Annotated in this window: 13 protein-coding genes; 4 read left to right on the top strand and 9 right to left on the bottom strand. The window is 63.4% G+C overall.

Translation table 11 applies throughout. The annotated features are described in order from the left end of the window. Positions 1–135 precede the first annotated feature (135 nt). From fadD32 to BJD99_RS15855, 3 genes are all read left to right on the top strand, one after another. Entirely contained in the window at positions 136–2,034 is a 1,899-nt protein-coding gene (gene fadD32, locus BJD99_RS15865; protein WP_084348137.1) for a long-chain-fatty-acid--AMP ligase FadD32, read from the top strand. 115 nt (positions 2,035–2,149) lie between these two features. Continuing rightward, on the top strand, positions 2,150–7,084 hold the full coding sequence (gene pks13, locus BJD99_RS15860; protein WP_143542203.1) for a polyketide synthase Pks13: 4,935 nt from the start codon (positions 2,150–2,152) through the stop codon (positions 7,082–7,084). After that, positions 7,081–8,625, top strand: a complete 1,545-nt coding sequence (locus BJD99_RS15855; RefSeq protein ID WP_084348135.1) for an acyl-CoA carboxylase subunit beta — start codon at positions 7,081–7,083, stop codon at positions 8,623–8,625. Before pks13 ends, BJD99_RS15855 begins: the two co-directional genes overlap by 4 nt. Before the next feature lie 180 nt (positions 8,626–8,805). Here BJD99_RS15855 and BJD99_RS15850 read toward each other — a convergent pair whose 3' ends face one another. The 7 genes from BJD99_RS15850 to BJD99_RS15820 all read right to left on the bottom strand — a co-directional run bounded on the left by BJD99_RS15850 (position 8,806) and on the right by BJD99_RS15820 (position 22,895). Further along, entirely contained in the window at positions 8,806–9,756 is a 951-nt protein-coding gene (locus BJD99_RS15850; RefSeq protein ID WP_143542194.1) for a hypothetical protein, read from the bottom strand. A 376-nt stretch (positions 9,757–10,132) separates the two neighbouring features. Continuing rightward, positions 10,133–13,444, bottom strand: a complete 3,312-nt coding sequence (locus tag BJD99_RS15845) for an arabinosyltransferase domain-containing protein (protein WP_084348134.1) — start codon at positions 13,442–13,444, stop codon at positions 10,133–10,135. A 72-nt stretch (positions 13,445–13,516) separates the two neighbouring features. Next, complete coding sequence (locus tag BJD99_RS15840; protein WP_084348133.1) at positions 13,517–16,729, bottom strand: arabinosyltransferase domain-containing protein; 3,213 nt, start codon at positions 16,727–16,729, stop codon at positions 13,517–13,519. Between the two features lie 48 nt (positions 16,730–16,777). After that, positions 16,778–18,583 carry a glycosyl transferase gene (locus BJD99_RS15835; RefSeq protein WP_084348132.1) on the bottom strand — a complete coding sequence of 602 codons (1,806 nt, stop codon included), beginning with the start codon at positions 18,581–18,583 and terminating at the stop codon, positions 16,778–16,780. A gap of 35 nt (positions 18,584–18,618) precedes the next feature. Then, positions 18,619–20,682, bottom strand: coding sequence for a galactan 5-O-arabinofuranosyltransferase (locus BJD99_RS15830; RefSeq protein WP_084348131.1), 2,064 nt, complete (start codon positions 20,680–20,682; stop codon positions 18,619–18,621). After that, positions 20,683–21,447, bottom strand: a complete 765-nt coding sequence (locus tag BJD99_RS15825; RefSeq protein ID WP_084348130.1) for a decaprenylphospho-beta-D-erythro-pentofuranosid-2-ulose 2-reductase — start codon at positions 21,445–21,447, stop codon at positions 20,683–20,685. Then, positions 21,444–22,895 (bottom strand): FAD-binding oxidoreductase, encoded by a 1,452-nt coding sequence (locus BJD99_RS15820; RefSeq protein ID WP_084348129.1) that lies wholly within the window; start codon positions 22,893–22,895, stop codon positions 21,444–21,446. The genes BJD99_RS15825 and BJD99_RS15820 overlap by 4 nt, the downstream gene beginning before the upstream one ends. 72 nt (positions 22,896–22,967) lie before the next feature. Between BJD99_RS15820 and BJD99_RS15815 the strand changes: the two genes are divergently transcribed. After that, entirely contained in the window at positions 22,968–23,462 is a 495-nt protein-coding gene (locus BJD99_RS15815) for a GtrA family protein (protein WP_084348128.1), read from the top strand. A 10-nt stretch (positions 23,463–23,472) separates the two neighbouring features. Here the strand turns inward: BJD99_RS15815 and BJD99_RS15810 are convergent, their stop codons facing one another. Both BJD99_RS15810 and rfbA read right to left on the bottom strand, forming a co-directional pair. Next, the gene (locus BJD99_RS15810) at positions 23,473–24,060 is read right to left on the bottom strand and encodes a dTDP-4-dehydrorhamnose 3,5-epimerase family protein (RefSeq protein ID WP_084348127.1); all 588 of its coding nucleotides are present in this window, start codon (positions 24,058–24,060) and stop codon (positions 23,473–23,475) included. A gap of 11 nt (positions 24,061–24,071) precedes the next feature. Next, the gene (rfbA, locus tag BJD99_RS15805) at positions 24,072–24,941 is read right to left on the bottom strand and encodes a glucose-1-phosphate thymidylyltransferase RfbA (RefSeq protein WP_084345248.1); all 870 of its coding nucleotides are present in this window, start codon (positions 24,939–24,941) and stop codon (positions 24,072–24,074) included. Position 24,942: the final 1 nt, after the last annotated feature.

Here is a 24,942-nt window from a genome sequence, read left to right as displayed (position 1 = left end):
CGGCCTTCCCGAGAACTACCAGCTAGTAATATTTCACGCTGTACTGCGTTTGCGTGAGTCGAGAAGAAATGTCGGGGCGCGGGCCGTTGCCCGATCGTGCAGAAGCAGCGGATTCCGCGGAGGAGAAGCGAACACATGAGCCATACATTCGATGAATACATCGATGAGAACGGCCACATCGTCATCGGCGAGGGTAAGACTCTCGTTCGACATGTCGAGGTGAACGTCGCAAAGAATGCCGACACGCTGGCATATCGATTCATGGACTATTCGACCGAACGCGACGGTGAAGCTCACGAGCTCACCTGGGCGCAGTTCGGACGTCGTCTACGCGCCGTGGCCGCTCGTCTGCAGCAGGTCACCTCTCCCGGTGACCGTGTCGCAATTCTGGCGCCGCAGGGGCTCGACTACGTCATCGCATTCTTCGCAGCCATCTACGCGGGGACCATCGCGGTTCCGCTCTTCGACCCGGACGAACCGGGTCACTCCGACCGGCTGCATGCCGTGCTCGGGGACTGTGAGCCGACGGCCATCCTCACGGCAACCCAGTCCGCAGCAGGGGTTCGAGCGTTCTTCCGAGGCCTGCCCGCTGCGCAGCGTCCGCGCATCATCGCCGTCGACGCCATTCCCGACAGCGTCGGCGAGACCTGGGTGGAACCGAACGCCAAGCTCGACGACATCGCGTATCTGCAGTACACCTCGGGTTCGACCCGTACCCCGGCAGGCGTCGAGATCACCCACCGCGCGGTCGGTGTCAACGCCCTGCAAATGGTGGACAGCATGGGGATCACCGTGGATTCACGCGGTGTCACCTGGCTGCCGATGTTCCACGACATGGGTTTGCTGACGGTCATCCTGCCCGCACTCGGCGGCCGGTACATCACCATCATGAGCCCGCGTGCGTTCGTGCAGCGCCCATGGCGCTGGATCAAGGAACTTGCCGCGGTCTCCGACGGTGCAGGCACGTTTGCGGCCGCTCCCAACTTCGCTTTCGAGCATGCCGCGCAGCGTGGGTTGCCGAAGAACGGCGAGCCACTCGATCTCTCCAATGTCATCGGACTCATCAACGGCAGCGAGCCGGTCACCACCTCGTCGATGAAGAAGTTCAACGAAGCATTCGGTCCGTACGGCCTCCCGAAGACGGCAATCAAGCCGTCGTACGGCATGGCGGAGGCGACGCTGTTCGTCTCCACCACCAATAATCTCGACGCGGCCAAGGTCGTGTACGTCGACCGGGTCGAGCTCAACGCGGGCAACTTCGTCGTCGTCGATCAGGATGCGGTCGGTGCCATTCCACAGGTTTCCACCGGTGAGGTTGCCCGAAGCCAGTGGGCAGCCATCGTGAACTCCGATACCGCGACCGAGGTCGCCGACGATCACGTCGGTGAGATCTGGCTGCACGGAGAGAACATCGGTGTGGGCTATTGGGGCCGTGAGCAGGAGACCATCGAGACTTTCCACAACAAGCTCGTCAATCGCATCCCAGAGGGATCGCATGCCGAGGGCGCAGCCGACGGCGCCAAGTGGATGCGTACCGGCGACTACGGCGTCTACCACGGCGGCGAGCTCTACATCACCGGTCGCGTCAAGGACCTCGTGATCGTCGACGGAAGAAATCATTACCCACAGGACATCGAATTCTCCGCGCAGGAGGCCAGTAAGGCCTTGCGTCCAGGATTCGTGGCGGCATTCTCGGTCCCACTGAACCAGCTGCCCGACGTCGTGTTCGAGTTCAGCGGCTCGGCCCTGACCAAGGACCCCGGCGACAGTTCGGAGCAGCTCGTTATCGTTGCCGAGCGTGCACCCGGTTCCGGTAAGGCAGACCCGGCGCCGATCGCAGACGAGGTTCGTACCGCGATTTCCACCCGCCACGGCGTGACGGTTCGTGACGTACTTCTGGTGCCTGCCGGTTCCATTCCGCGCACCTCGAGCGGCAAGATTGCTCGACGCGCATGCAAAGCCGCTTACATCGAGGGCACCTTGCGCGGCGGCTACCAGCAGAACGCTTTCCCCGACGTGGAACAACCGGACTGAGTGTCTTCCGGACGTTCTACAGAGACCACCTTTTCCAATGGACAGGTAGCTTGGTGAGTTGATGGCAAACCATGAGATCGATGCCGAACGAGTGACAGACAGCTCTGGGGCGGATATGACCGTGTCGCAGCTGCGTGAGTGGCTGCGCAACTGGGTCGCCGACGCAACGGGGCAGCCGGTGGCTCAGATTTCCGACGATCGGCCGATGGAAGAGTTCGGTCTCGCCTCTCGCGATGCCGTCGCACTCAGCGGTGATATCGAGGAACTCATGGGTGTCACGTTGACCGCTACGGTCGCGTACCAGCATCCGACGATCGCGTCGCTGGCCACCCGCATCATCGAGGGTGAACCCGATGTTCCCGACGAGGCCGCCGACGACGCGTATTACCTGCAGGGCAACGGGCCCGGTTCCTCGCACGACATCGCCATCGTCGGCGTCTCGACGCGTTTCCCGGGTGCAGGGCACACGCCCGAAGAGATGTGGACGATGCTCAGTGAGGGCCGCGACGGCATCACCGACCTCCCCGAGGGGCGGTGGCAGGAGTTCACCTCCGATCCGGTCATCAAGGCAGCTGTCGACGCGACCGTCACCAAAGGCGGCTACCTCGATGACGTCAAGACGTTCGACGCGGAGTTCTTCGCGATGTCGCCCAACGAGGTCGTCAATGTCGATCCACAGCAGCGGCTGGCGCTGGAGCTCACCTGGGAAGCCCTCGAGCATGCCCGTATCCCGGCCAGTTCCGTCAAGGGCTCGCAGGTCGGCGTCTTCATCGGTAGCTCGTCCAACGACTACCAGTTGCTCGCCGTCAGCGATCCGGCAGTTCACCCGTACGCACTGACCGGTACCTCGACGGCCATCGTCGCGAACCGGTTGTCGTACTTCTACGACTTCCGCGGACCGTCCATCGCGGTGGACACCGCGTGCTCGTCCGCGCTCGTGGCTGTACACCAGGCCGTTCGCAGTTTGCGCGACGGCGAATCCGATCTTGCTGTCGCCGGTGGCGTCAACATGTTGCTGGCACCGCCGATCACCGTCGGCTTCGGCCAGACGGGCGTTCTGGCGCCGGACGGCAAGATCAAGGCCTTCTCCTCCGACGCCAACGGCATGATTCGATCCGAGGGCGGCGGCCTCGTCGTGCTCAAGCGGGTCGAGGACGCCGAGCGCGACGGAGACGACATTCTTGCGGTCATCGCCGGTTCGGCGATCAATTCGGACGGTCGCTCCAACGGGCTTCTCGCTCCGAGTCCCGACGCTCAGGCGGACGCTCTTCGCTTCGCCTATCGTGATGCCGGCATCAACCCGTCCGGTGTCGACTACATCGAGGCGCACGGCACCGGCACCATTCTCGGCGATCCCATCGAGGCGGATGCGCTCGGACGCGTCGTCGGCCGGGGCCGTAGCGAGGACAAGCCTGCGCTGCTCGGTTCGGCGAAGACGAACTTCGGACACCTCGAATCCGCTGCGGGTGCAGCAGGTTTGATCAAGGTCGTGCTCGCGCTACAGCACAACCGGTTGCCTGCCTCGCTGAACTACGCGGGCCCCAACCCCTACATCGACTTCGACAAGGCGCATCTGAAGGTCGTGTCCGAGGGAGCCGAATGGCCGCGATACACCGGCAAGGCCGTCGCCGGTATCTCCGGTTTCGGCTTCGGCGGCACCAACGCGCACGTCGTGGTGACGGAATACGTCAAGGCCGTTCCCGAAGCTCTCGGCACGGAAGATGTACCGGTAGAAGCTGATACGCGCCTCCTGGTATCGGACGTCGAGACGACGGATCCCGTTGCCGAAGCCGAGCAGATTCTCGAGGAGTCCGTTCCGCAGACTGTCGTGCTGGCAGTCTCGGCCGCACTGCCCTCCAGGCGTAAGCGCGCAGCCTCGGAACTGGCCGACTGGCTCGAGACCGAAGCCGGCAGCACCACCCCGCTCGTCGATGTCGGACGGGCACTCGCCAAGCGGAACCACGGTCGTTCTCGTGCAGTCGTTCTCGCGTCGACGCACGCAGAAGCCATCACCGGATTGCGTGCCATCGCGTCCGGGAAGCCAGGGCAGGGCGTGTTCTCCGCGGATTCGCCTGCGTCCAATGGGGCAGTCTGGGTGTTCTCCGGGTTCGGCTCACAGCATCGCAAGATGGCAAATGCGCTGTACCGCAACAACACCACGTTCGCCGCTGCGGTCGACGAGGTCGACGAACTGCTGCTCGACGAGGCCGGTTACTCCATCAAGGAGATCATTCTCGACGATTCGCAGAACTACGAGTTCGAGAACTCGCAGGTCGCCATCTTCGTCATTCAGGTTGCTTTGGCGGCAACGCTGCGTGCCCATGGCGCCGAACCTTCTGCCGTCATCGGACATTCGATGGGTGAGGTCGCTGCGGCATACGTCGTGGGCGGGCTGAACCTCGAAGATGCGGTTCGCATCATCTACGCGCGCTCACGACTGCTCGCGGAAGGCCAGGAAGGTCTCGGTGCGGCCTCGCAGGGCGCAATGGCACTCGTGGAATACACGCCGGAAGAGGTCACTGCGCTCACCGACCAGTTCCCCGACGTCGAGCCATGCGTCTATGCGGCTCCGACACATACGACGGTCGGCGGACCACGCGGACAGGTCGAGGCACTCGTCGAGATGGCCGAGGCCGCTGGCAAGATGGCCCGCATACTCGATGTGAAGGGTGCAGGCCACACCGCTGCGGTCGACCCTCTCCTCGGTGAACTGGCCGCAGAGTTGGCAGGCATCGAGCCCGGAAAACTTCGTGCCGGTGTCTACTCCTCGGTCGACAAGCAGGCGCACTATCGCGCCGGCCACGAGCCGATTCACGGTGTGGAGTACTGGACCAAGGGCATGCGAAACCCGGTCTACTTCACGCAGGCAGTCAACGTCGCTGTCGGCGACGGTCACACCACGTTCGTCGAGTTGGCTCCCAATCCTGTCGCGCTGATGTCGATCGCGGCGACGGCATGGGCTGCCGGAGTTGCCGATTCGACGTTGATCCCGACGCTCAAGCGCAAGGAAGACGAGTCGGAGACGTTGCTCGCAGCGCTCGCACAACTGTACGTCCACGGTCACGCCCTCGACTTGACAACGCTGTTCGACGATGGCGACTACGCGGCCATCCCGCGTACGTCCTACCTGCGTAAAGAGTTCTGGCTCGACTCGCGTGTCAACTCGAGCGGCAACTCCCATGTTCCCGGTTCCCGGGTTGCGCTGCCGGACGGTCGGCACGTATGGGAGGTGCAGGCCTCGGCTCTCGGAAGTTTCGACGAACTGGTGAAGGCAGCAGCCTCGCAAGTTCTTTCGAGCGTCGAACTCGGATACTCGGTGTCACACGCGGCAGTCCCCAAAGCCGGAACCGTCGTCACGACAGTGACCTCACACCTCGGTGGCGCGTCCGTTCAGGTGCACGCCCATCAGGGATCTGCGTTCACTCTGCTGCACGAGGCCGTCGTCACTTCCGGGGATCCGTTGCCGGAACCCGTTGTGACTGTGGCGCAGTCGTCTACCTCGCCGATGGAAGAGTTGCCGGAGGTCGTCGAGACGTTCGGTGATCGCTGGGACGCGAACGGTAGCCAGAAGCTCGAAGACCGGTTGGCGATCATCGTCGCCGAGTCGATGGGTTATGCCCCCGAGGACCTTCCACCGGAGGTGCCGCTGATCGAACTCGGGCTCGACTCGCTGAGTGCGGTGCGTATCAAGAACCGCGTCGAATACGAATTCGACATACCCACGGTGCAATTGCAGGCTGTGCGCGATGCCAACCTGCTCGAGGTCGAGAAGTACCTGCGTTACGCGCTGGAGAATCGTGAAGAGGTCGCGGCGCTCGCCGAGCAACAGGCCGCGGAGAAGGAGGCCGAGGCTCGTGACTCGGTCTCCCCGGCCGCGCCCGTCGAATCTGCTCCCGACACGATCCCTGCTGTAGCGCAGACCGATTCGATGTCGGACCTGGGCGGCAAAGAAGGGTTCGCCGAGGCTGCAGGCTCCGACGTTCCGCCCCGCGACAACGCCGAGCGGATGACGTTCGCGACGTGGGCAGTGGTGACGAAGGAGTCCGCCAAGGGCATCTTCAACACGTTGCCGATCCTCGACGACGAGGTGGCCGAAAAGCTGGCGGCCCGATTGACCGAGCGGGCCGGCGGCGAAGTCACCTTCGACGACGTCCTCGACTCGGAGACCATCGAGCAGCTGGCCGAGAAGGTGCGCCCACACCTCGAGGGCGGCGAAATCGACGGAGTGGTACGCAATTTGCGCGCCCGCCCCGAAGGTTCCACGGCCACACCGGTGTTCGCATTCCACTCGGCGGGCAGCTCCACGGTCGCCTACGAGCCGCTGCTCCGGAAGCTTCCCGCGGGTACCCCGATGTACGGACTCGAACGCGTCGAAGGCCCGATCTCCGTGCGTGCCGCAGAATATGTGCCGCTCATCCGTGCAATCCAGCCGGAAGGTCCCTACGTATTCGTCGGATGGTCGCTCGGCGGCATCCTTGCGTACGAAGTTGCCAGGCAAATGGAAGAACAGGGCATCGAGGTGGCCTACGTCGGTCTGCTCGACACGGTGATGCCAGGATCGGAAATTCCGGACACTCGCGCCGAGGTGCGCAAGCGCTGGGAGCGGTACGCGGCATTCGCCAAGAAGACCTACGACGTCGACTACCCGATCCCGTACGACAAGCTGGTAGAGGCCGACGACGAAGGCCAGATCCGCATCATCACCGATCTCGTCAAGCTCAGCGGTGCGAAGATCCCCGGTGGCATCATCGAGCATCAACGCACTTCCTGGCTGGACAACCGTGCCATCCAGACAGCAGAACTGAAGCCGTACAGCGGACCCGTGACGCTGTACATGGCCGACAAGTACCACGACGATGCCATTGCGTTGGAGCCCGCCTACGCCACCCGTGAAGCCCACGGTGGGTGGGGGCCGACGGTTGTGAAGAACCTCGAGATCGTCGAGATCGGAGGCGATCACCTTGCGATCGTCGACGAGCCGTACATTGGCAGAATTGCGGCACACATGACGAAGAAGCTCGAAGAAATCGAGTCAGGAGCTAAGCCTTGAGTGGTACCACCGCCGAAAAGTTGGCCGATCTGCGTGCCAACCTCGAACTCGCCAAGGAGCCGGCAGGTGAGATAGGTATCGCCAAGCGGGCAAAGAAGGGCATCCCGAGCGCTCGACAACGCGTGGACTCGCTACTGGACCCGGGCAGCTTCATCGAGATCGGTGCACTGGTCAAGGCTCCGAACGATCCCACCGCGCTGTACAGCGACGGCGTGGTCACCGGGCACGGCACCATCGACGGGCGACCGGTTGCCGTGTTCTCCCACGATCAGACCGTCTTCGGCGGCACCGTCGGCGAGATGTTCGGCCGCAAGGTTGCGGGCATCATGGACTTCGCGATCAAGGTCGGTTGCCCGGTCATCGGAATCAACGACTCCGGCGGCGCGCGCGTGCAGGATGCCGTCACCTCTCTCGCGTGGTACGCCGAGCTCGGCCGTCGGCACGAGCCGTTGTCCGGCATGTGCCCGCAGGTATCGATCATCCTCGGCAAGTGTGCAGGCGGCGCCGTCTACGCACCCATCAACACCGATGTCGTCGTCGCCACCGAAGAGGCGTACATGTTCGTCACCGGGCCGGACGTCATCAAGTCCGTCACCGGAGAGGATGTCAGCCTCGACGAACTCGGAAGTGCACGCAAGCAGGCCGAATACGGCAACGTCCACCACGTTGCCGTGGACGAAGAAGCAGCTTTCGCCTGGGTACGGAACTACCTGAGCTACATGCCGTCGAGCTGCCAGGAAGACCCGCCCGTAGTCAATCCGGGTATCGAGCCCGAGATCACCGAGTCGGACCTGTTACTGGACAAGGTCATGCCCGACGCCGACAACGCCGGCTACGACATGCACGACATCATCCTTCGCATGTTCGACGACGGCGAATTCCACGAGATGTCCACGGGCATCGCACCGAACGTCATCACCGGACTCACCCGCGTCGACGGCAAATCGGTCGGCGTCGTCGCCAATCAGCCGATGTTCCTGTCCGGAGCACTCGACGCCGACGGCTCGGACAAAGCAGCACGCTTCATCCGGATTTGCGACGCATACAACATCCCGCTCGTCTTCATCGTCGACACCCCAGGCTTCCTGCCCGGCGTCGACCAGGAGAAAGTCGGCGTCATCAAGCGCGGCGGACGATTCCTGTTCTCCTACATCGAAGCATCGGTTCCCAAGGTCACCGTCGTGGTTCGCAAAGCCTACGGTGGTGGCTACGCAGTCATGGGCTGCAAGCAATTGGGTGCGGACATCAACTTCGCCTGGCCCACCGGCCGTATCGCCGTCATGGGCGCAGAGGGTGCCGTCAACATCATCGGCCGCAAACAACTCGCCGCGGCAGGAGACAACGCCCCGGCAGTGCGAGCGCAGCTCATCAACTTCTACAACGAGCACGTCGCAACGCCATGGGTCGCAGCCGAACGCGGTTACATCGATGCCGTCATCGAACCGTCCCAGACGCGCCTCGAACTACGCAAAGCACTCAAGTTGCTCGAGAACAAAGAGGTGTTCAAGAATCCGCGGAAGCATCATCTGCTTCCTATCTAATTTTTTCGCTGGGTCGCTCCGCACTTTCGCTTGAATGGTCCATTCATACGATCAGTTAGCTTGGGTGCGCCATTCATACTTGGGCGATGTGCACAGGTGGGCGCGGGCGGGTGCGGTTGTGGTGTCCGCACTTTCGCTTGAATGGTCCATTCATACGATCAGTTAGCTTGGGTGCGCCATTCATGCTTGGGCGGTGTGCACGGGTGGGCGCGGGCGGGCAAGTGCACGGGCGTAGCCGGCTCGAAGGTCGTCCAGTACCCCTGACGGATCGTCTCTGATCTGCTTCGGCAGGTGCGCCACCACGATGATTCCGATTCTTTCCATGTCCGCTCGACGTCTCAGAGTCTTGGCATGGTCGGCTGGGCTCAGATGATGGGCGAACGAGTCTATCTGCCAACCGAACCCGACAGAATCTATCCAGCCGTCGGGTCGTCCGAGGAATCTGCCGTCGGCGTCGAGGATGTCGCGGTTGTGGACCATTTTCGGAAGGCCAGAGGTGACGTAGAGCCTCTGAGCCTGAACCTCGGCAACGGAATGTGCATCGTCGGCGAGCTCGCTCGCCGCTGCCCAACCGACAGCGCCGTGACGTCGGGGGCCCTCCCTGAGTTCGCGGACTATCTCGTCGAGATCGGCCGCACCGCGTTGTACAGCTTCCGCGAACAGGCGAGTGCAGGCGCCGGTATTTCGCAGTGCACGCGCGCTGTCGACGAGCGCACGCGGTAGCGGCGCCACGGCCAAGCGACCACGATGCAGTGGTTTCGGTAGTCGGTGAGTCCGCTCGACACGTACGAACGACGACGATGCTCGACGCATGGTCGCCGGAACGAGGATGTGGACGTCGCCGCCGACACGGTCGAAGCCGTGCTGCATGACGGCGGTTCCGCCGGTGAGCATGCTCTGTTCGCCGCCGTACAGCAAGGCGGCAGATTGTTGTTGTAGAAGCGTGGGACTGCCGTTGTGCAACAGGATGATTCCCGGCAGTATTCGACGCCATTTGCCGCCGTCGGAAGTTCTCAGAGTAATGGACCCGTCCGACACTCCGCATTGTCGAAGTGCCCGACGGGTGATGACGCCATTGAGTGATGCGCCGTCCAGGATGTACCGGTTCGTTGCCCAGCTACCGCGTTTCATGGAGGGAAGCTTGCAGGCTTCGCGACAGTCGAACGCCCTACGACCAGGGCAGGCCGGAAGCGTGTTGACGCGGGGCTCGACTGTGGACAACTCTGCGAAATTGCCGAGGCTAGGCGTCGGAATGTCAGTGCCATGCGCTATATGGGCCGGCGCGACACCGCCCTGATGTTCGGGCAATAGCCGTCGCGCACTGCTTGAATGGCGCCCCGAAGCTATCTGATCGTATGAGTGGACCATTGAAGCGGGTGGTGGGGCCCGACTCGAACCGGCCCAATAGCCGTCGCGCATTGCTTGAATGGTGCCCCGAAGTTATCTGATCGTATGAGTGGACCATTGAAGCGGGCGGGAGAAGCCCCACCCACCCCAACGGTGAAACCTACTTGTCGAACACCCGCAGATTCCCGGGAGTCCAGAGGCCCGACCTGGTGACCTCGGAGGTGTCGATGGTCGGTGGGACTGCCTGTGGGTAGTACTGGTCGTAGCGTTCGAGGGAGCCCCAGTCGCGGGCCCAGTCGCGGTCCAGGTAGGTGGGAACGGTGACGGGCTTGGCGAGGAGTTCGGCCCAGCCGAGGGGGCCGCCGTTGTCCCCGGACTGCCAGGTGTCGGTGGAGCTGACGGCCAGTGCGCGGTCGGGGAGGATGCGGTAGTTCGGTACTTCGGCGACGCCGTATTGGTGGTCGAAGGGGCGCTGGCATGGGAATTGGAGTCCGACGGCCCAGTCGAGGAGGACGGGTTGTTCGCTGCCGATGAGGCTGTTGAGCGTTTCGAGCTGCGGTACTCGCGGCGGGGTGAACGCGAACCATTGGTCGCCGGTGAGGTTGGGGTCGTTGGCCACGATGCGTACGGCGTCGGCGCCTTCGGGTAGGTCCGCGATGGGGATGCGGAGGTTGCGCCACGACGGTGCGGGTCCGATGTCGCGGGGCAGGTAGGTGCCTTGGACGTCGATCGTTCCGTCGGGTTGGCGCGCGCCGTACTCCACGAGGAGGGACTGCCCGTAGGTCAGTGCGCCGGTGTCGTCGAACGACAGGATGCGTCCGGCGGCGGAGATGACGATCAGTGGTGCGGTGTCGGACCTTTCGGGGAGTGCGTACCAGCTCGACGTCGCCGACGCGGGTTCCTGGATTCCGGGTTGGTAGGAGCCGAGGACCGGGGTGGTGGCGGGGTCGAGTCCGAAGGGGAGTGCGGCGGTGGATCCGTTGATGCCGCGGGCGCCGATGCCGCCTCCGGTTCCGGAGCTCTGGCCCTCTTCGAAGGCCGGTCCGACGCTCTGCTGGTCGGTATTGCCTTGTCCTGGTTTGACTTCCACGGCGTCGGCGCTGAGGTCGGTGGGAATGCCGTTGGCAGTGAAGTTGGAGGGGTCTTCGCCACCGAGGGGGCCGGTTTCGGGGTCGAAGCCGGCGGGGATCGGGTCGAGGACTCCGGCGTTGGGATCCGATTCGACGAGAACGTCGGTGGCCAAACCGCAACTTTTTCCGGTCAGTGATTCGATATTGGATCGCGCCAGTGAGTATGCGGGGTACTGCGATACGGCTCCCTTGACGAGGGAGAGTACTTCGAAGAGAACCATGAGTCCGGCGACGACGGTGAGCGGCGCTGCGGCGAATTTCTTGATGCGTCTGCCGCGTTCGCTGGTGGCTCGTGGTTGCGGTGGCGCGTATCCCTCCCTGAGGTACTGCCAGGCGGCGAGAGCCAAGGCGAGCGCGAACAGGACGAGGAACAGTGTTCCGGATTCGTTGCCGGCGAGGGACACGGTCTTGTCGAACCATGGGACGCCGTAGCTCGAGACGTACCAGTAACCGTTGATGCCCGAGAATGCCAGTGCGAGAACGAACATCAGCCCGGCGAGGAAGATCGTGCGATTTCTTCGCGATCGGAGTGCGCTTGCCGAGATTGCGACGGCTGTCAGCGCCGCGAGGCTACCGGCGATGCCCGCGTAGGAACCGAAGTGGTGTGTCCACTTGGTCGGGTTGAACATCATGAAGAAGATGGTTCCGAATACGACTCCGATGAGGCGCCATGCGGGTCCATTGGCGATGCCGGGGACGCGTCGACGTCGCAGCAGGATGAACAGTGTCGAGAACAGGCACAGCAGCATCACCAGGAACGCGAATCGGCGTGCGACGGAACCGTCCACGGTCTGAACGAACAGGTAGTAGTAGCGCAGGAAGTCCTGGTACCACGCCTCGCTCGGGCCGATGGCTGTGCGGACTCGGGTGGATTCGATGACGGTGGCGAAGGTCTGGTCGGCGAAGACGACGACGAGAACGAGGAATCCTGCTGCCGCAAGTGGCGCGACGAGTGCCAACGTACCGACTTGGCGATGACGTCGAACGACGATGCGAGCCATGGGCCGTGCGCCTGCCAACAGTGCAGCGACACACATCAATCCGGTAGGTGCGGCAGCGAGTGTGAATGCGCCGATCAAGAAGGCGGCGGCCGCGGGTAGCAGTCGTCCGGTTGCGATGGAGCGTTCGATCGAGCACCAGGTGAGCAGCGCACCGACGGCGACGATCGGCTCCGGGCGCAGTCCGTTGTTGTACGGCAACCAGAACGCGAGGAACACCAGACCACCGGTCCACAGTGCGACGTTCGATTTGCGTACCGCGCGACCCAGGCGCGGAACGACCTCGCGGCTGATGACCATCCAGCACAGGATTCCGGCGATCAATGCGGGTAGGCGGATCCAGGGGCTGGCCGTGGACACCTTGGCGAACAGTGCGAGGACGTCGTAGTACCAGCCGAACGGCGCCTCGGGGACGCCGAACCACCGGAAGTAGTTGGCCATGTAGCCGGACTTCTCGGCCGCACGGGCCATGGTCAGCAGGTAGCCGTCGTCGGAGGTATTTGCTCCGACGAAGTGCCAGCCGATCAAGACTCCGATGACCGTGACGTCGATGCCGGTGAACTTCCACCAGTTCGACGGGAAGAAGCGGCGGTGACCGCGGCCGTCGATGCCGTCGAGTCGCCCGAGCGCGCCCACGGCGAGGATGGTGCAGACGACCGCCAGGATCATCGCGAGCAGTTTGAGAATCGTCGGGCTGGAGGAGAACCGCGAGTCGACGTCGATTGTCGCCGATAGTCCTGCAGGGGCGGCGCCGGAGAGGTCGGTGAAGATTCCGACGACCTGGGGACGTAAGTCGCCGTCGAGACGTCCGGAGCGCGGATTGCCCTGCTTGTCGGACAGGCCGGTGAACTCGGCCGTCGTCGAGTCGATGTTCGAGGTGATCTCGATGGAGCCACATGCGGCGCCCTGGACGTCCGCACGCGGTGCTGTGGCGACGACTACGTTGCGGTCCAAGACGTCGACGGACGTCTCGCTGACACGCACGAAGAGGCTGTTGAGCGCTGCCCCCTCACCTTGCGGCGGTGCGGTAGCCAGCAGGAGGCCACCCGACGGCGGTAGCTGTGCGACGGCGCTGCACGGGATGCTCGCGGTGAAGGCGATGGGAGCCTGTGACACGAGCGGCGCGTCGATGTCCTGCAGAGAACCGGCCTCGGGCCAGTTGATCGTCGAGGTGGTCTGCACGACCGGAAGAAACGGGGTCAGGACCGCGAGAAATGCGCCGAGCAGCCCGGTGATGATGGCAACCAGGCGCGTGGTGCGCACCTGGGATCGAAGATCGACCGCAGAGCCCTTCCTCGGTGAGGCGGAGGGCACGGCGGAAGAATCTGTCACGGCGTCGGGCACGGTTGACGATGGTATGCGAGCGCTATCGGTTCACCGCATTCGCATGGTGAAAGAACCGGGAAGATACCCGTTTCATTCGACCCTGATCGGACCCTCCGACTCCCATCCGCTGCGTGTCACGGTCTCGACAGTCAGCTCTGCGGGCGTGGCGGACGGATCGAGTGGGTTGAACCGTTCGAGTGAACCCCAGTCGCGGTCGAGGTCGTCGCGCAGATAGGTCGGGACGACTTCGGCGGAGAGTACGAGTTGTTGCCAGCCGAGCGGGCCTCCACCGAAAGCGTCCATGACGGGACTGTGCGCGGCCGCACCGCTGCGATCCGGCAGTATCCGGTACTCGGGGAGTTCTGCGACGCCGTCTTTGTGGTCGAACGGGCGTTGGCACGGGAATCCGAGTGCGACGGTCCAGTCGAGCATCACCGGTGTTTCGGACCCGATGACGTCGACGAGCGGGACTGTGCGCGGTATGCGCGGGGGTGTCACGGCGAGCCATTGGTCGGAGGAGATGTCGGAGTCGGTCGCGACGAGTCGGACCCGATCGGCATTCTCGGGAATCTCGGACAAGGGCACGCGGAGATTGCGCCATGACGGCTGCGGTCCGACGTCGATCGGAGTGACTCGACCGAGAACCTGATCGCCGGCGGCATACTCCACTTCGAGAGGCTGGCCGGATGCGACGATGCCGTCGGAGTCGACGGATCTGATTCGGCCGGCTGCGCTGATGGCAAGGAAATCGCCGTCGGGCACCGCGGGGAGTGAGAACCACTCGGTGGTGAGGGTTGCGGGCTCCGATGTGTCCGCGCCGTAGCTGCCGAGGATGGGAGTGCGCGAGGGGTCCAGACCGAAAGGCAGTGCGACGGAGCTTCCGTTGATGCCGGTGCCCTCGGTTGTGCCGCCTTCGGTGCCTGACGATCCGGAGGAGTTCGACGTCGGCTGATCGGTTGTCGTGTCGTCGCTGAACCCGCGTGTGCTCTCTTGCGATACGTCTTCTTCATCGGCGGTGAGGTCGGTCGGGACACCGTCGGGTGCGAAGCCCGAGGTGCCCTCACCTGCGAGGGAATCTGCGAGGGTGGATCCGATCGGCGTCAGCATCGCCTCATTGGGATCCTGTTCCACCAGTACGTCGTTGGCCAGGCTGCAGGAATTTCCGGCCAGTGCGTTCAGGTTCGAGCGCGCTACCGAGTAGGCCGGATACTGTGCGACTGCACCTTTGACGAACGACGCGAGTTCGAACAGCACGATGAAGGCGGACATGACCGTCAGCGCGGAGACTCCGAAGCGCGCGGACCTGGCAGTGGCACGGTAGGGCGCGCGTAAATGCTGCCATCCGGCGTACAACAGTGCGAGAACTGTCAGTCCGAGGAAAATGGTCGAGAAGCCTTTTCCGAGGATCATCGGAGGCTTGTCGAACCACGGGATGCCGTAACTCGAGACGTACCACCAGCCGTTGGAACCGGTGAACGCGAGGGCCGTCAGAAACAGCACGGCTGCGGTGAACAGAGTCCGGTTTCGTGGGTTGTCGCGTGTGGCCGATGCGACGGCGATCGCTGCAACGGCGGCGAGTGACGCGGCCAGACCGGCGTACACACCGAAGTGGTGGGTCCACTTGGTCGGGGTGAACATCATGAGAGCCAGCGCGCCGATCACGATGCCGACGATCCGACGCGAGGGCCCTAGTGCCACACCGGGAATGCGGCCGTTTCGACGCAGCATCACCACGATCGTGGTGATGACGCACAAGATCATCGCGAAGACAGCGAATCTTCGTGCGAGTGAACCGTCCGGTGTGATCTCCATGAGCGAGTCCCAGCGGGTGCGCTCTTCGAACCACGGAACGTTCGGGCCCACAGCGGCACGTGCCCGCGTTGCTTCGAGGACCGTCGAGAGGGTTTGGTCGGCGAAGATCGCGGCGACGATTACTACACCCGACGCGAGGATCGGTAGCAGCACCGGGAACCAGCCGACCTGACGAGCACGCGAGATGAGAACGCGGACGAGCGGTCTGCCTCCGGCCAGCAGGGCCGCGACGCAGATGAGTCCAGTGGGTCCGGCAGCGAGCGAGAACGCTGCGATGAGCACGGCGACGGCTGCGGGAAGCAACCTGCCCGTCGCGATGGCACGTTCGATCGAGCACCAGGTCAACAGGGCGCCGAGGGCAATGACGGGCTCGGGGCGAAGACCGTTGTCGTATGGGAGCCAGAACGCCAGAAAAACGAGACCAGCGGTCCAGATCGCGACCTTGTCGGAGCGCACTGCGCGACCGAGGCGCGGAATCACCTCGCGGCTGATGACTGCCCAACACAGCAGCCCGGCGATCAGCGCAGGCAGTCGCATCCACGGACTGGCCGTGGACACCTTGGCGAATGCAGCGAGCATGTCGTAGTACGGCATGCCGAACGGAGCCTCTGGGACACCGAACCAGCGATAGTAGTTGGCCATGTAGCCGGCGTGTTCGGACACTCGCGCCATCGTGAGCAGGTAGCCGTCGTCCGAGGTATTGGCGCCGATGAAATGCCAGACCAGCAGCACTCCGGCGACCACCCCGTCGACGACCGTGATGCGCAACCAATGCGAGGGGAAGAAACGGCGTCCGCGGCGCCCGTCCCGCAGGTCCAGTCGGTGCAGCGCGATCAGCGAGATGATCGTGAAGACGACTGCGGCGGCCATCGCGAGTTTTTTGAGAAGCGTTGGGGTGGAGGAGAATCGCAAGTCGATCTGGATATCGACACTCAAATCGGCAGGCGCAGTCCCCTGCAATTCGGTGAAGACGCCGACGGTCTGCGGGCGCACGTCGCCGTCGATCTCGCCTGTTGCATCGGTGCCCGGTGCCGACGCGGTGGACCCAGTGTTCGTCGAGCTGATGTCGACCGACGAGCAGGACGCCAGCTGGGCGTTGGTGAGAGTGAGCAGGACGCGCTCGCGCAGCACGGCCTGCATGCCGCCTTCGGTGCGGGTGACGACGAGTCCGACGCCTTGCGCGTCTGGGGCGCTGGGCGCGGTGGTGGAGAGAACGAGTGTGCCGGGCGGTGCGTTCTCGATCACGGCGCATGGAATCGACGCATCCAAAGACAGCGGTGTGTAGGAAATCAACGGTGCTTCGACGGAGGTCAGCGTCCCGTTCTGCGGCCAGCTGATCGACGCCGAATCCTGGGTGACCGGCAACAGCGGTGTCAGGACCGCCGCGAGCACGGCGATCACGCCGGCGACGACGGCAACGACTCCGGCGGAGATGCGTGGCGACGATTTCCGAGAAGTCGGGTTCGGTGCGGTGGCTGCGGCGGTGGACACGATTGCCCATGCTATTGCACCATCACACCGCCACTGGTTTCGTGCAGGTCAGGGTGTGAGCGCACGCACGTCCCAGACCCACACCCCACCGTGGAACTGGGCTTGGGTGCTCAGGAGAGTATCGACGGTCGCACGCAATGCCCTGTTGTTCTTTCCCGGCGGAAGCACGACTACGTCGGCGTTCCAGTAGTCCAGATCTTCGATGGCCTGTTTCTTCTGCTCGGCGGTGATGTCAGGGACCGTGCCGGAGTTCTGTACCGAACCCAGCAGAAGTGCGGTCCTTCGGTCGACGGCACCGTATTTCGCCTTCTTGTCCACGTGCTCGCTCGGTCCGACGAAGTAGCCCGCGGCCAGCGGGAAGCCCATCCCGGCGTCGATCTGCCACAGCAGCGGACGGGCGTCCTCGGGTCGAGGTAGCGGGACGGTGACGATCGAACCGCCGTCGAGGTAGTCCCGCCATTCGCCGTCGGCGAAGAATGCCGGCGTCGGGGTTCTCTCCACCGCCTGCAACGGCATCGGGAACAACGGGACGAGAGCGAGCGCCAACGCGATCGACCACAGGCCCGGTAGGGGGCGAAGTCCGCGTCCGAATGCCTTGTCGGTGGCCAATACCAGGATCAGCGCGAGTGCGGGCACCGCGCCGAGGACGAATCGAGTTTCCAACACGGATTCGACGAGCGGGGCCTCCGCGAACCACTTCCACGGAAGTTCGATTCCGGTGTCGTTCTTGCCGATGTACAGCGAGGTTCCGAGTGAAAGGACGCCCATGACGATCGTGGTCGCGGCAGCTGCTCGCACTCGGGCGTCGCGCCACATCCACACCGTCGCGCCGAGACACAGTACGAGCAACGGCCAACCGAGATAGGCGTTCTCCTCGGTGGCATTGATGCGCACGTCCTGGCCTGGCGTCACCTTTCCGCCGATGGACTGCGTCGGGAACTGGAAGAGGGCTTTGGCGTCGTTGCCCATGTTGCCGTGCTCGATGAACGAGTAACTTTGCGGACCGAAGAACTGCCACCACAGCGGAACAGCAACGAGTGCGACGGCGATGACGGCTGCGACCGGCAGGCTCTTGGCCGCGTTGGCGACCGCCGACACGATGCTTCGAGGGTTGCCGAGGTAGAAAACGGCGACGAAGATTCCGAACGAGATCGCGAAGATCAGCAATGGTTCTTCGCCGAGCAAGATCTGCAGCGCAACGACGAGTCCGAGGGCGATCGTCCGCTTTGCCGTCGGGCCGTCGTGCGCGATGCGGATGACCATCGAGGCAATCACCGGCAGCAGGAACAGGACGACGAAGTTCGGATGACCGTTGGCGTGCGAGACCATGGCAGGGGCGAAGCCGCAGAGTGCACCGCCCAAGGCGGATGCGCCGCGCGATGCGCCCAATCTGCGCGCAAACAACCAATACCAGGCATAGGCCGTACCGGCGAGACCGACGGTGAGCCCGATCGTCCAGGTCACCGTCGGGCCGAACAACAAAGTGATCGGCGCCAATGGGATCGACAAACCGAACATCGCGGTGTTCGCCATCATGTTGACGCCCGCGGGGTAATTCTGCAGATCACTCCACAGCGGGTTGTCGAGATGGGCGACCGAGTGCGCGGCGACGGAGAGGAACCACTCCCACATGGCCTGATCCTGGCCACTGTTGTAGAGGTATCCATTGCTGAGGTTGCGCCATTGCCCCTGCATGACGAACAGTGCGAGGACCGCGAACAACGAGGCAGAAGCCACGTCGGCGCGGTCCACGCGCGAGATCAGCACAGTGCGCACACGCGTCGAGATCGACCCGCGTTTCGACGCGGGGGCAGTCTGCGGCTGCTCGAGCACGGTCCGATCGGTGTTTGTCATCGCGCTGCACGTTACGTGAACGTTATGTGATTCTTCTAGGTGTTGCGGGTGACCAGGGCAAACGGACCGATGTCGGTGACGGTGAATCGTTGATCCTCGAACAACGATTCGTCGAAAGTGACGGTGTAGCGGCGCACGTTCGGATCGTTCGGGTACACGTCCTCGGCCAATCGCAGGGTGTAACCCTCTGCCCCGCGTCGGAACAGGAACGCATCCGGCGCGGCCCATGCACTTCCGTCCATGGCCGCGAGCAGTTCGTCCGGAGTCTCGAGCGTCGCCCAGTCGGCGATAGCTGCAGCGCGCTCGTCGAACTGGGCGAGCGGATTCGCATAGTGCGAGGTCAGGCCTTGGAACCCGAAGTACGAGTAGTAGCTCAGGAACGACGTGTCGGCGGTCAACACGATGGTCTCGTCCCGGGGCCTGCCGATCTGCTCGCGGATGGCGGCGTCGATGTCGCTGTAGTACGACACCGCGCTCGGCGGACGCTTGTCGGCGCGCACGCCGTCACCGTCGGTATCGGAGTAGGCGACGGTGATCTCGGTCTGCAGGATCTGCGGAATGCTCTGTGCGAATGCCATTGCCCCGACGGCCGCGATCACGACAGCGGCAATCTTGAACCGTGACGGTTCGTTGATCGCCTGGTAGATCGCTTTGGTTCCTTCGAGGAAGCCAAAAACGCCTGCTGCGCCCAGTAATACGATCAGAACGGCTTCGAGCCGGAACGACAGTAGCGTCGTGCCCGCGACAGTGGCAGCCATCGACAGAAGCGTCCACAGATAGACCGCGACGACGCCGATGCCCAACGCCTGGGCGCGACGCGAAGACGCCGCCCGCACGGCGAGCCACACCGTCCCCGTGAGACACAGTGCGCCGACCAACGAGAACTGCAACATCGGAAACGGCAGGGTCGCGCCGGCCTCCGGGAGGTAGTGCAAAGCGGTTCCCGACGTCGACGGAGTCCCGGTCAGAGCGTCCACCAAATACGGGAGCCACACGGTCAGCGCAACGAGACCGGAGATAGCCGCGATGGCGAAGAGCCGGACGGCAACAGGAATCGCCGCGCGCCAGCTCTTCTGGGCCCGGATACCCAAGATCGTCGATACGACGGCCATCAGCGTGACCGCGAACGCAGCCAGACCCAGATAGAGGGTGTAGAAAGTGGCGGCCAGGCCGAGGAACAGGCCCGTGCCCACGACCGCTCCCCATCCCCAGGAGCCCGTACCCCCCGACCGCTGGGGTTCGGTCGCACCCTCCGACCGCTGGGGCTCGGTCGCACCCTCCGACCGCTGGGGCTCGGTCGCACCCTCCGACCGCTGGGGTTCGGTCGCACCCTCCGACCGCTTCAATGGTCCATTCATACGATCAGATGGCTTGAGCGCGCCATTCAAGCGCCCGCTGACACCGGAAGCCACCGGTCTGTTCAGCGCACCCCAGGCCAACAGGAGTGCCGGCGCGATCAGCAGGGCGATGACCGCGCTGTATGCCTCGGGAGATGCATAGGCGACGACCAGTGCAGTTGTCACTGCGCTGACGGCCACGGCCCAGTCGACCCGCACGAGTGCTTTCCATAACGTGAATGCCAGCACCGCAGTGACGGCGAGGAATCCGATTGCGAACGGCTTGAACACTTCCCAGCCATCCATGCCGAGCAGGTTTCCGACGCGTCCGCCCAGCCAGAACCATCCCGCGGGGTAGAAGGGCGGGATGTCCGCGTACGTCATGTCGCGGAGTGCGGCCGAGTCGGTGAGCCGCGTCAGGTATTCGGTCCGGAACTCCTGGTCGACGGAGACGCCGAACAAGTACAGCTTGGTTGCGGCCAGCGGCATTCCGAGAGTGATCGTCACGAATCCGGACAGCCCGACCCATGTCAGCGACTTCGCCAACCATTCGAGTTTTCCTCGACGGTAGAGCACGATGGCCACTGCGAACGCGATGGCGCAGGCGACCTGGCCGAGGGTCGTCACGGCGCGAGTGACGTTGGACGAGTTGAATGCCGGCCACTCGACGAGTGAGAAGGCATACAACCCGACCGTTGCAACAATTGCTGCAACGAGAGCGGCCAGTACGCCTTCGAAGGCCGTGCCGAGCGCTCGTCTCATCTAGATGGGGAGCTTGCGGAAGATCGGCCGCGGGACGTGCCGCAGAACCATCATCACCAGACGCCACGGCGCCGGCGTCCAGATGATTTCCTTGCCCTTCTGCGAAGCGTTCACCGCGAGCTTGGCGATGACCTCCTTGTCGACGGTCATCGGCGCTTCCTTGACGTGCGCGCTGAACTTGGTGCGCACCATTCCCGGCCGAACGACCGTGACGCGAGGACCGAACTCGCGCAACGCTTCTCCGAGTCCGAGGTAGAAGCCGTCGAGTCCGGCCTTGGTGGAGCCGTAGACGAAGTTGGACCGGCGAACCCGCTCACCCGCCACCGAGGACATGACGATGATGCGGCCGTACGCCTGTGCTTTCATCTTCTCGCCCAGCAGTACACCGACCGAAACCGATGCCGTGTAGTTGATGTTCGCGGCGAGCACTGCCTTGCGCTGGTCCTGCCACAGTTCCTCGGCGTCGAAATCCACCGCGAATGCGACGATTGCGACGTCGACATCGCCCTTGGACCAGGCTTCGTCGATGACCTTCGGGTGTGACGCAGTGTCGAGCGCATCGAAATCGATGACGTCCACGGACTTTGCGCCCTTGGCGGTCAGCTGCGCTACGGCACTGTCACGAAGGGGGTCGTTCGGCAATGCGGCGAGAATGACGCGCGCCGGTGACTTCGACAGGTACTCCTCGGTGATCGCGAGGCCGATCTCGCTTGTTCCGCCGAGCACGAGAATGGTCTGCGGGTTACCCACAGCGTCGATCGTCACAACAATTCCAACCTTCTGGCCATATCGGAGGCGAAAACGCCTGTGGGGTCGACGGATCGGCGGACCTTGATCCACTCGTCGATCCGGGGGTACATCGCATGGAAGGTCTCGGCACTAGTGCGTGAGTCCTTCGCTGTGTAGAGGCGTCCGCCGAATTCGAGGACGCGCTTGTCGAGTTCTCGAACGAACTCGCCCAAGCCTGCCTTGATCGGGAAATCGACGCAGATGTTCCAGCCTGGTATCGGGAAGCTCAGTGGCGCTTTGTTTCCCGGGCCGAACAGCTTGAAGACGTTCAGGAAGGAGTAGTGCCCCGACTTCTGGATGTCGACGATGATCTTCTTGAATTCATCGACAGCCTCCGGCGGCACCACGAACTGGTACTGCAGGAACCCGTTCGAACCATAAGCACGATTCCACTCGCCGAACATGTCGAGTGGGTGGTAGAACGCCGTGAGGTTCTGAACCTTGTTCCGGTAGTTGCCTGCCTTGAGGTACCAGGCCTGGCCGACCGCGCCGAGCGTGAACTTGTTGGCCAGCCCGTTGGGGAACACGTCGGGGAACGTCAGTAGCGGCTTCGCGTTGAATCGAAGCGGATCCTTCTGCAATTTCTCGGGCAGCTGATCGAGCCTCGCCAAGGACCCGCGCGACACGGCGGCACGACCGAGCTTCGGCGGGGCGGCGATGGCGTCGAACCATGCGCTCGAGTAGTCGTAATTGTTCTCACTGCCATCGCTGTGCAGGGCGATGGTTTCGTCGAGGTTCCGGGTGACGTCACCGTCGGCGATGAAGTATGCCGTCTCCGTCGGCGTCATCTCGATGGTCGCACGCAGGATGATTCCGGTGAGGCCGTTGCCGCCGACAGTGGCCCAGAACAGCTTGGCGTTCTTGCCGGACGGGGTCAGGTGCCGGATCTCGCCGTCAGCGGTGAGGAGCTCCATCGAGCGCACATGGTTGCCGAAGCTACCGGCACTGTGATGGTTCTTACCGTGGATATCGGTGCCGATGGCGCCACCGATGGTGACCTGACGCGTCCCGGGCAACACCGGAACCCACAGGCCGAATGGCAGTGCTGCGCGCATCAGCTGGTCGAGACTGACGCCGCCGTCCACGTCGACGATGCGAGTTCCAGCGTCGATGCTGTGGATGCCGTTGAGCGCCGTCATGTCGATGACGAGGCCGCCCGAGTTCTGCGCATTGTCGCCGTACGAGCGGCCCAAACCACGCGCAATGACGCCGCGGCGCAGGTGAGAGGGCTTGCTGTCGTTTTGCTCTGCGACTTGTTTTACTGCGCTCGCGATGAGCTCCAGGTCGGAAGTCGAGAGCACCTCACCGGTGGACGGCGACGTGCGGCCCCATCCGGAAAGTGTGCGGGTCTGCGTGGGTAGCGGCGCAGTGTTCCCGGCCTGTGGCTCCAGGGGGAAGAGTGCGTCGTCGGCTGTCGTGGACATCGGTCTAGAGGGTACTCGGTCATCTGGGTCGCTTCGCAGGCTGCGCTCTTGTCAATGAGACAGCTAGTGTCAATGATCGTGCCCGCACCCGACGACTGGTCAGCCGAAGACGAAGAACTCCAGCATCACGTTCCTCTTCCCGTCGAGCTGCCGCTGACCGAGAACATCGCCGACGAGGCCCTGGACCTGAAGACCCAGGTCATCCGCTTCTTGGCGACGGGGGTGCTGTCGGCGATCTTCGACTTCTCCATCACCATCGCTTTGCAGTACGGCCTCGACTTCCAACTGTCGATCGCCAAAGCCGTCGGATTCATCGTGGGTACGACGGTGGCTTACCTGATCAATCGGCGTTGGACGTTCCGCGCTGCACCTTCTCGCGCTCGATTCATTGCGGTGGTCGCGCTCTACGCCGCCACCTTCGGGGTGCAGAACGCCCTGTACACCGTCTTCGGGCATATTTGGCCGGAGACGATCTTGTACAGCGCCGCGGCGTTCGTCATCGCTCAGGGAACCGCGACGGTCATCAACTTCATCGTTCAGCGCACCGTGATCTTCAAGATCCGCTGATCGTCTGCGCTCAGTTCGTGTAGGTCGGCAGGTATGCGGCGTCGATGGCCTGCGCGAGTGAGGGTGCAGCTTTGTCTTTGTCGGAGAGCTGGTACTCGAGCGGTGAACCGTCGCGAGCAAGGGTGGGCCAGTCGATCGCCAGATCGGTATCGAGCGGATTCATGTCGCGATCCAAAGCCGGGGTGTACTCGATCGAGCACAGGTACATCACCGTCGAACCGTCTTCGAGCGACAAGATCGCATGCCCGAGGCCTTCCGGGAGATACACCGCACGACGGTCGACGTCGTCGATCAGCACGCTGTCCCACGTCCCGAATGTCGGCGACCCGACCCGCAGATCGACGATCACATCCAGAAACGCACCCTTGGTGCAGGTGACGTACTTCGCCTGGCCGGGAGGGGTGTCGGTGAAGTGGATACCGCGCAGCACCCCGGCGGCCGAGACCGAGCAGTTCGCCTGCGCCAACTCCAACGGCCGCCCGACGGCCTGTTCGAAGTCCGAAGATTTGAACCATTCGAAGAACACGCCGCGATCGTCACCGAACTGGCGTGGGGTGAATTCGAAGGCACCGGGGATTTTCAATTCACGAAAGCTCATCTGCAGATCCTCTACTTGCCGCGATCGACGAGGTCGAGCAGGTATTGCCCGTACCCGGATTTGACGAGCTTGGTTGCCCGTTCCCGCAGCTGATCGTCGGTGATGAATCCGCGACGCCACGATACTTCTTCCGGTGAACCAATTTTCAGGCCCTGCCGTTGCTCGATGGTGCGCACATAATTGGAAGCATCGAGTAGCGAATCGAAGGTGCCGGTATCGAGCCATGCCGTCCCTCGGGGCAGGACTTCCACGGCGAGACGCCCGGCATCGAGGTAGTGCCGGTTGACGTCGGTGATCTCGTATTCCCCGCGCGCCGACGGCTGAAGATCGCGGGCGATGGCGAGCACGTCGTTGTCGTAGAAGTACAGGCCGGGGACGGAGAAGTTCGACTTCGGGACCTTCGGCTTCTCTTCCAACGAGATCGCTTTGCCTGCGGCGTCGAATTCGATGACGCCGTAGGCGCTGGGATCTTTCACCTCGTACGCGAAGACTGCTGCGCCGTCGATGTCACCGAATCGGCCGAGTTGCGATCCCAGTCCGGGGCCGTAGAAGATGTTGTCGCCGAGCACCAAAGCGGCACTGTCGGAGCCGATGTGCTCCGCTCCGAGGACGAACGCTTGAGCGAGCCCGTTCGGCTCGTGCTGGACCTTGTAGGTCAGGTTGATGCCGAACTGGGAGCCGTCGCCGAGCAGACGTTGGAACTGCTGCGAATCCTGTTCGGTGGTGATGATCAGAATGTCGCGGATATTGGCCAAGATCAGCGTCGAGAGCGGGTAGTAGATCATCGGCTTGTCGTACACCGGCACCAACTGCTTGCTGATGCCCATCGTGATCGGATGAAGACGCGACCCGGTACCGCCCGCCAGAACAATTCCACGCATA

This window comes from Rhodococcus sp. 1163 (genome assembly GCF_002091985.1).
In the GTDB taxonomy this organism is placed as follows: Bacteria; Actinomycetota; Actinomycetes; order Mycobacteriales; family Mycobacteriaceae; genus Rhodococcoides.
The sequence above is the reverse complement of the archived record's forward strand: the minus strand, read 5'-3'. Positions and strand labels throughout refer to the sequence as shown.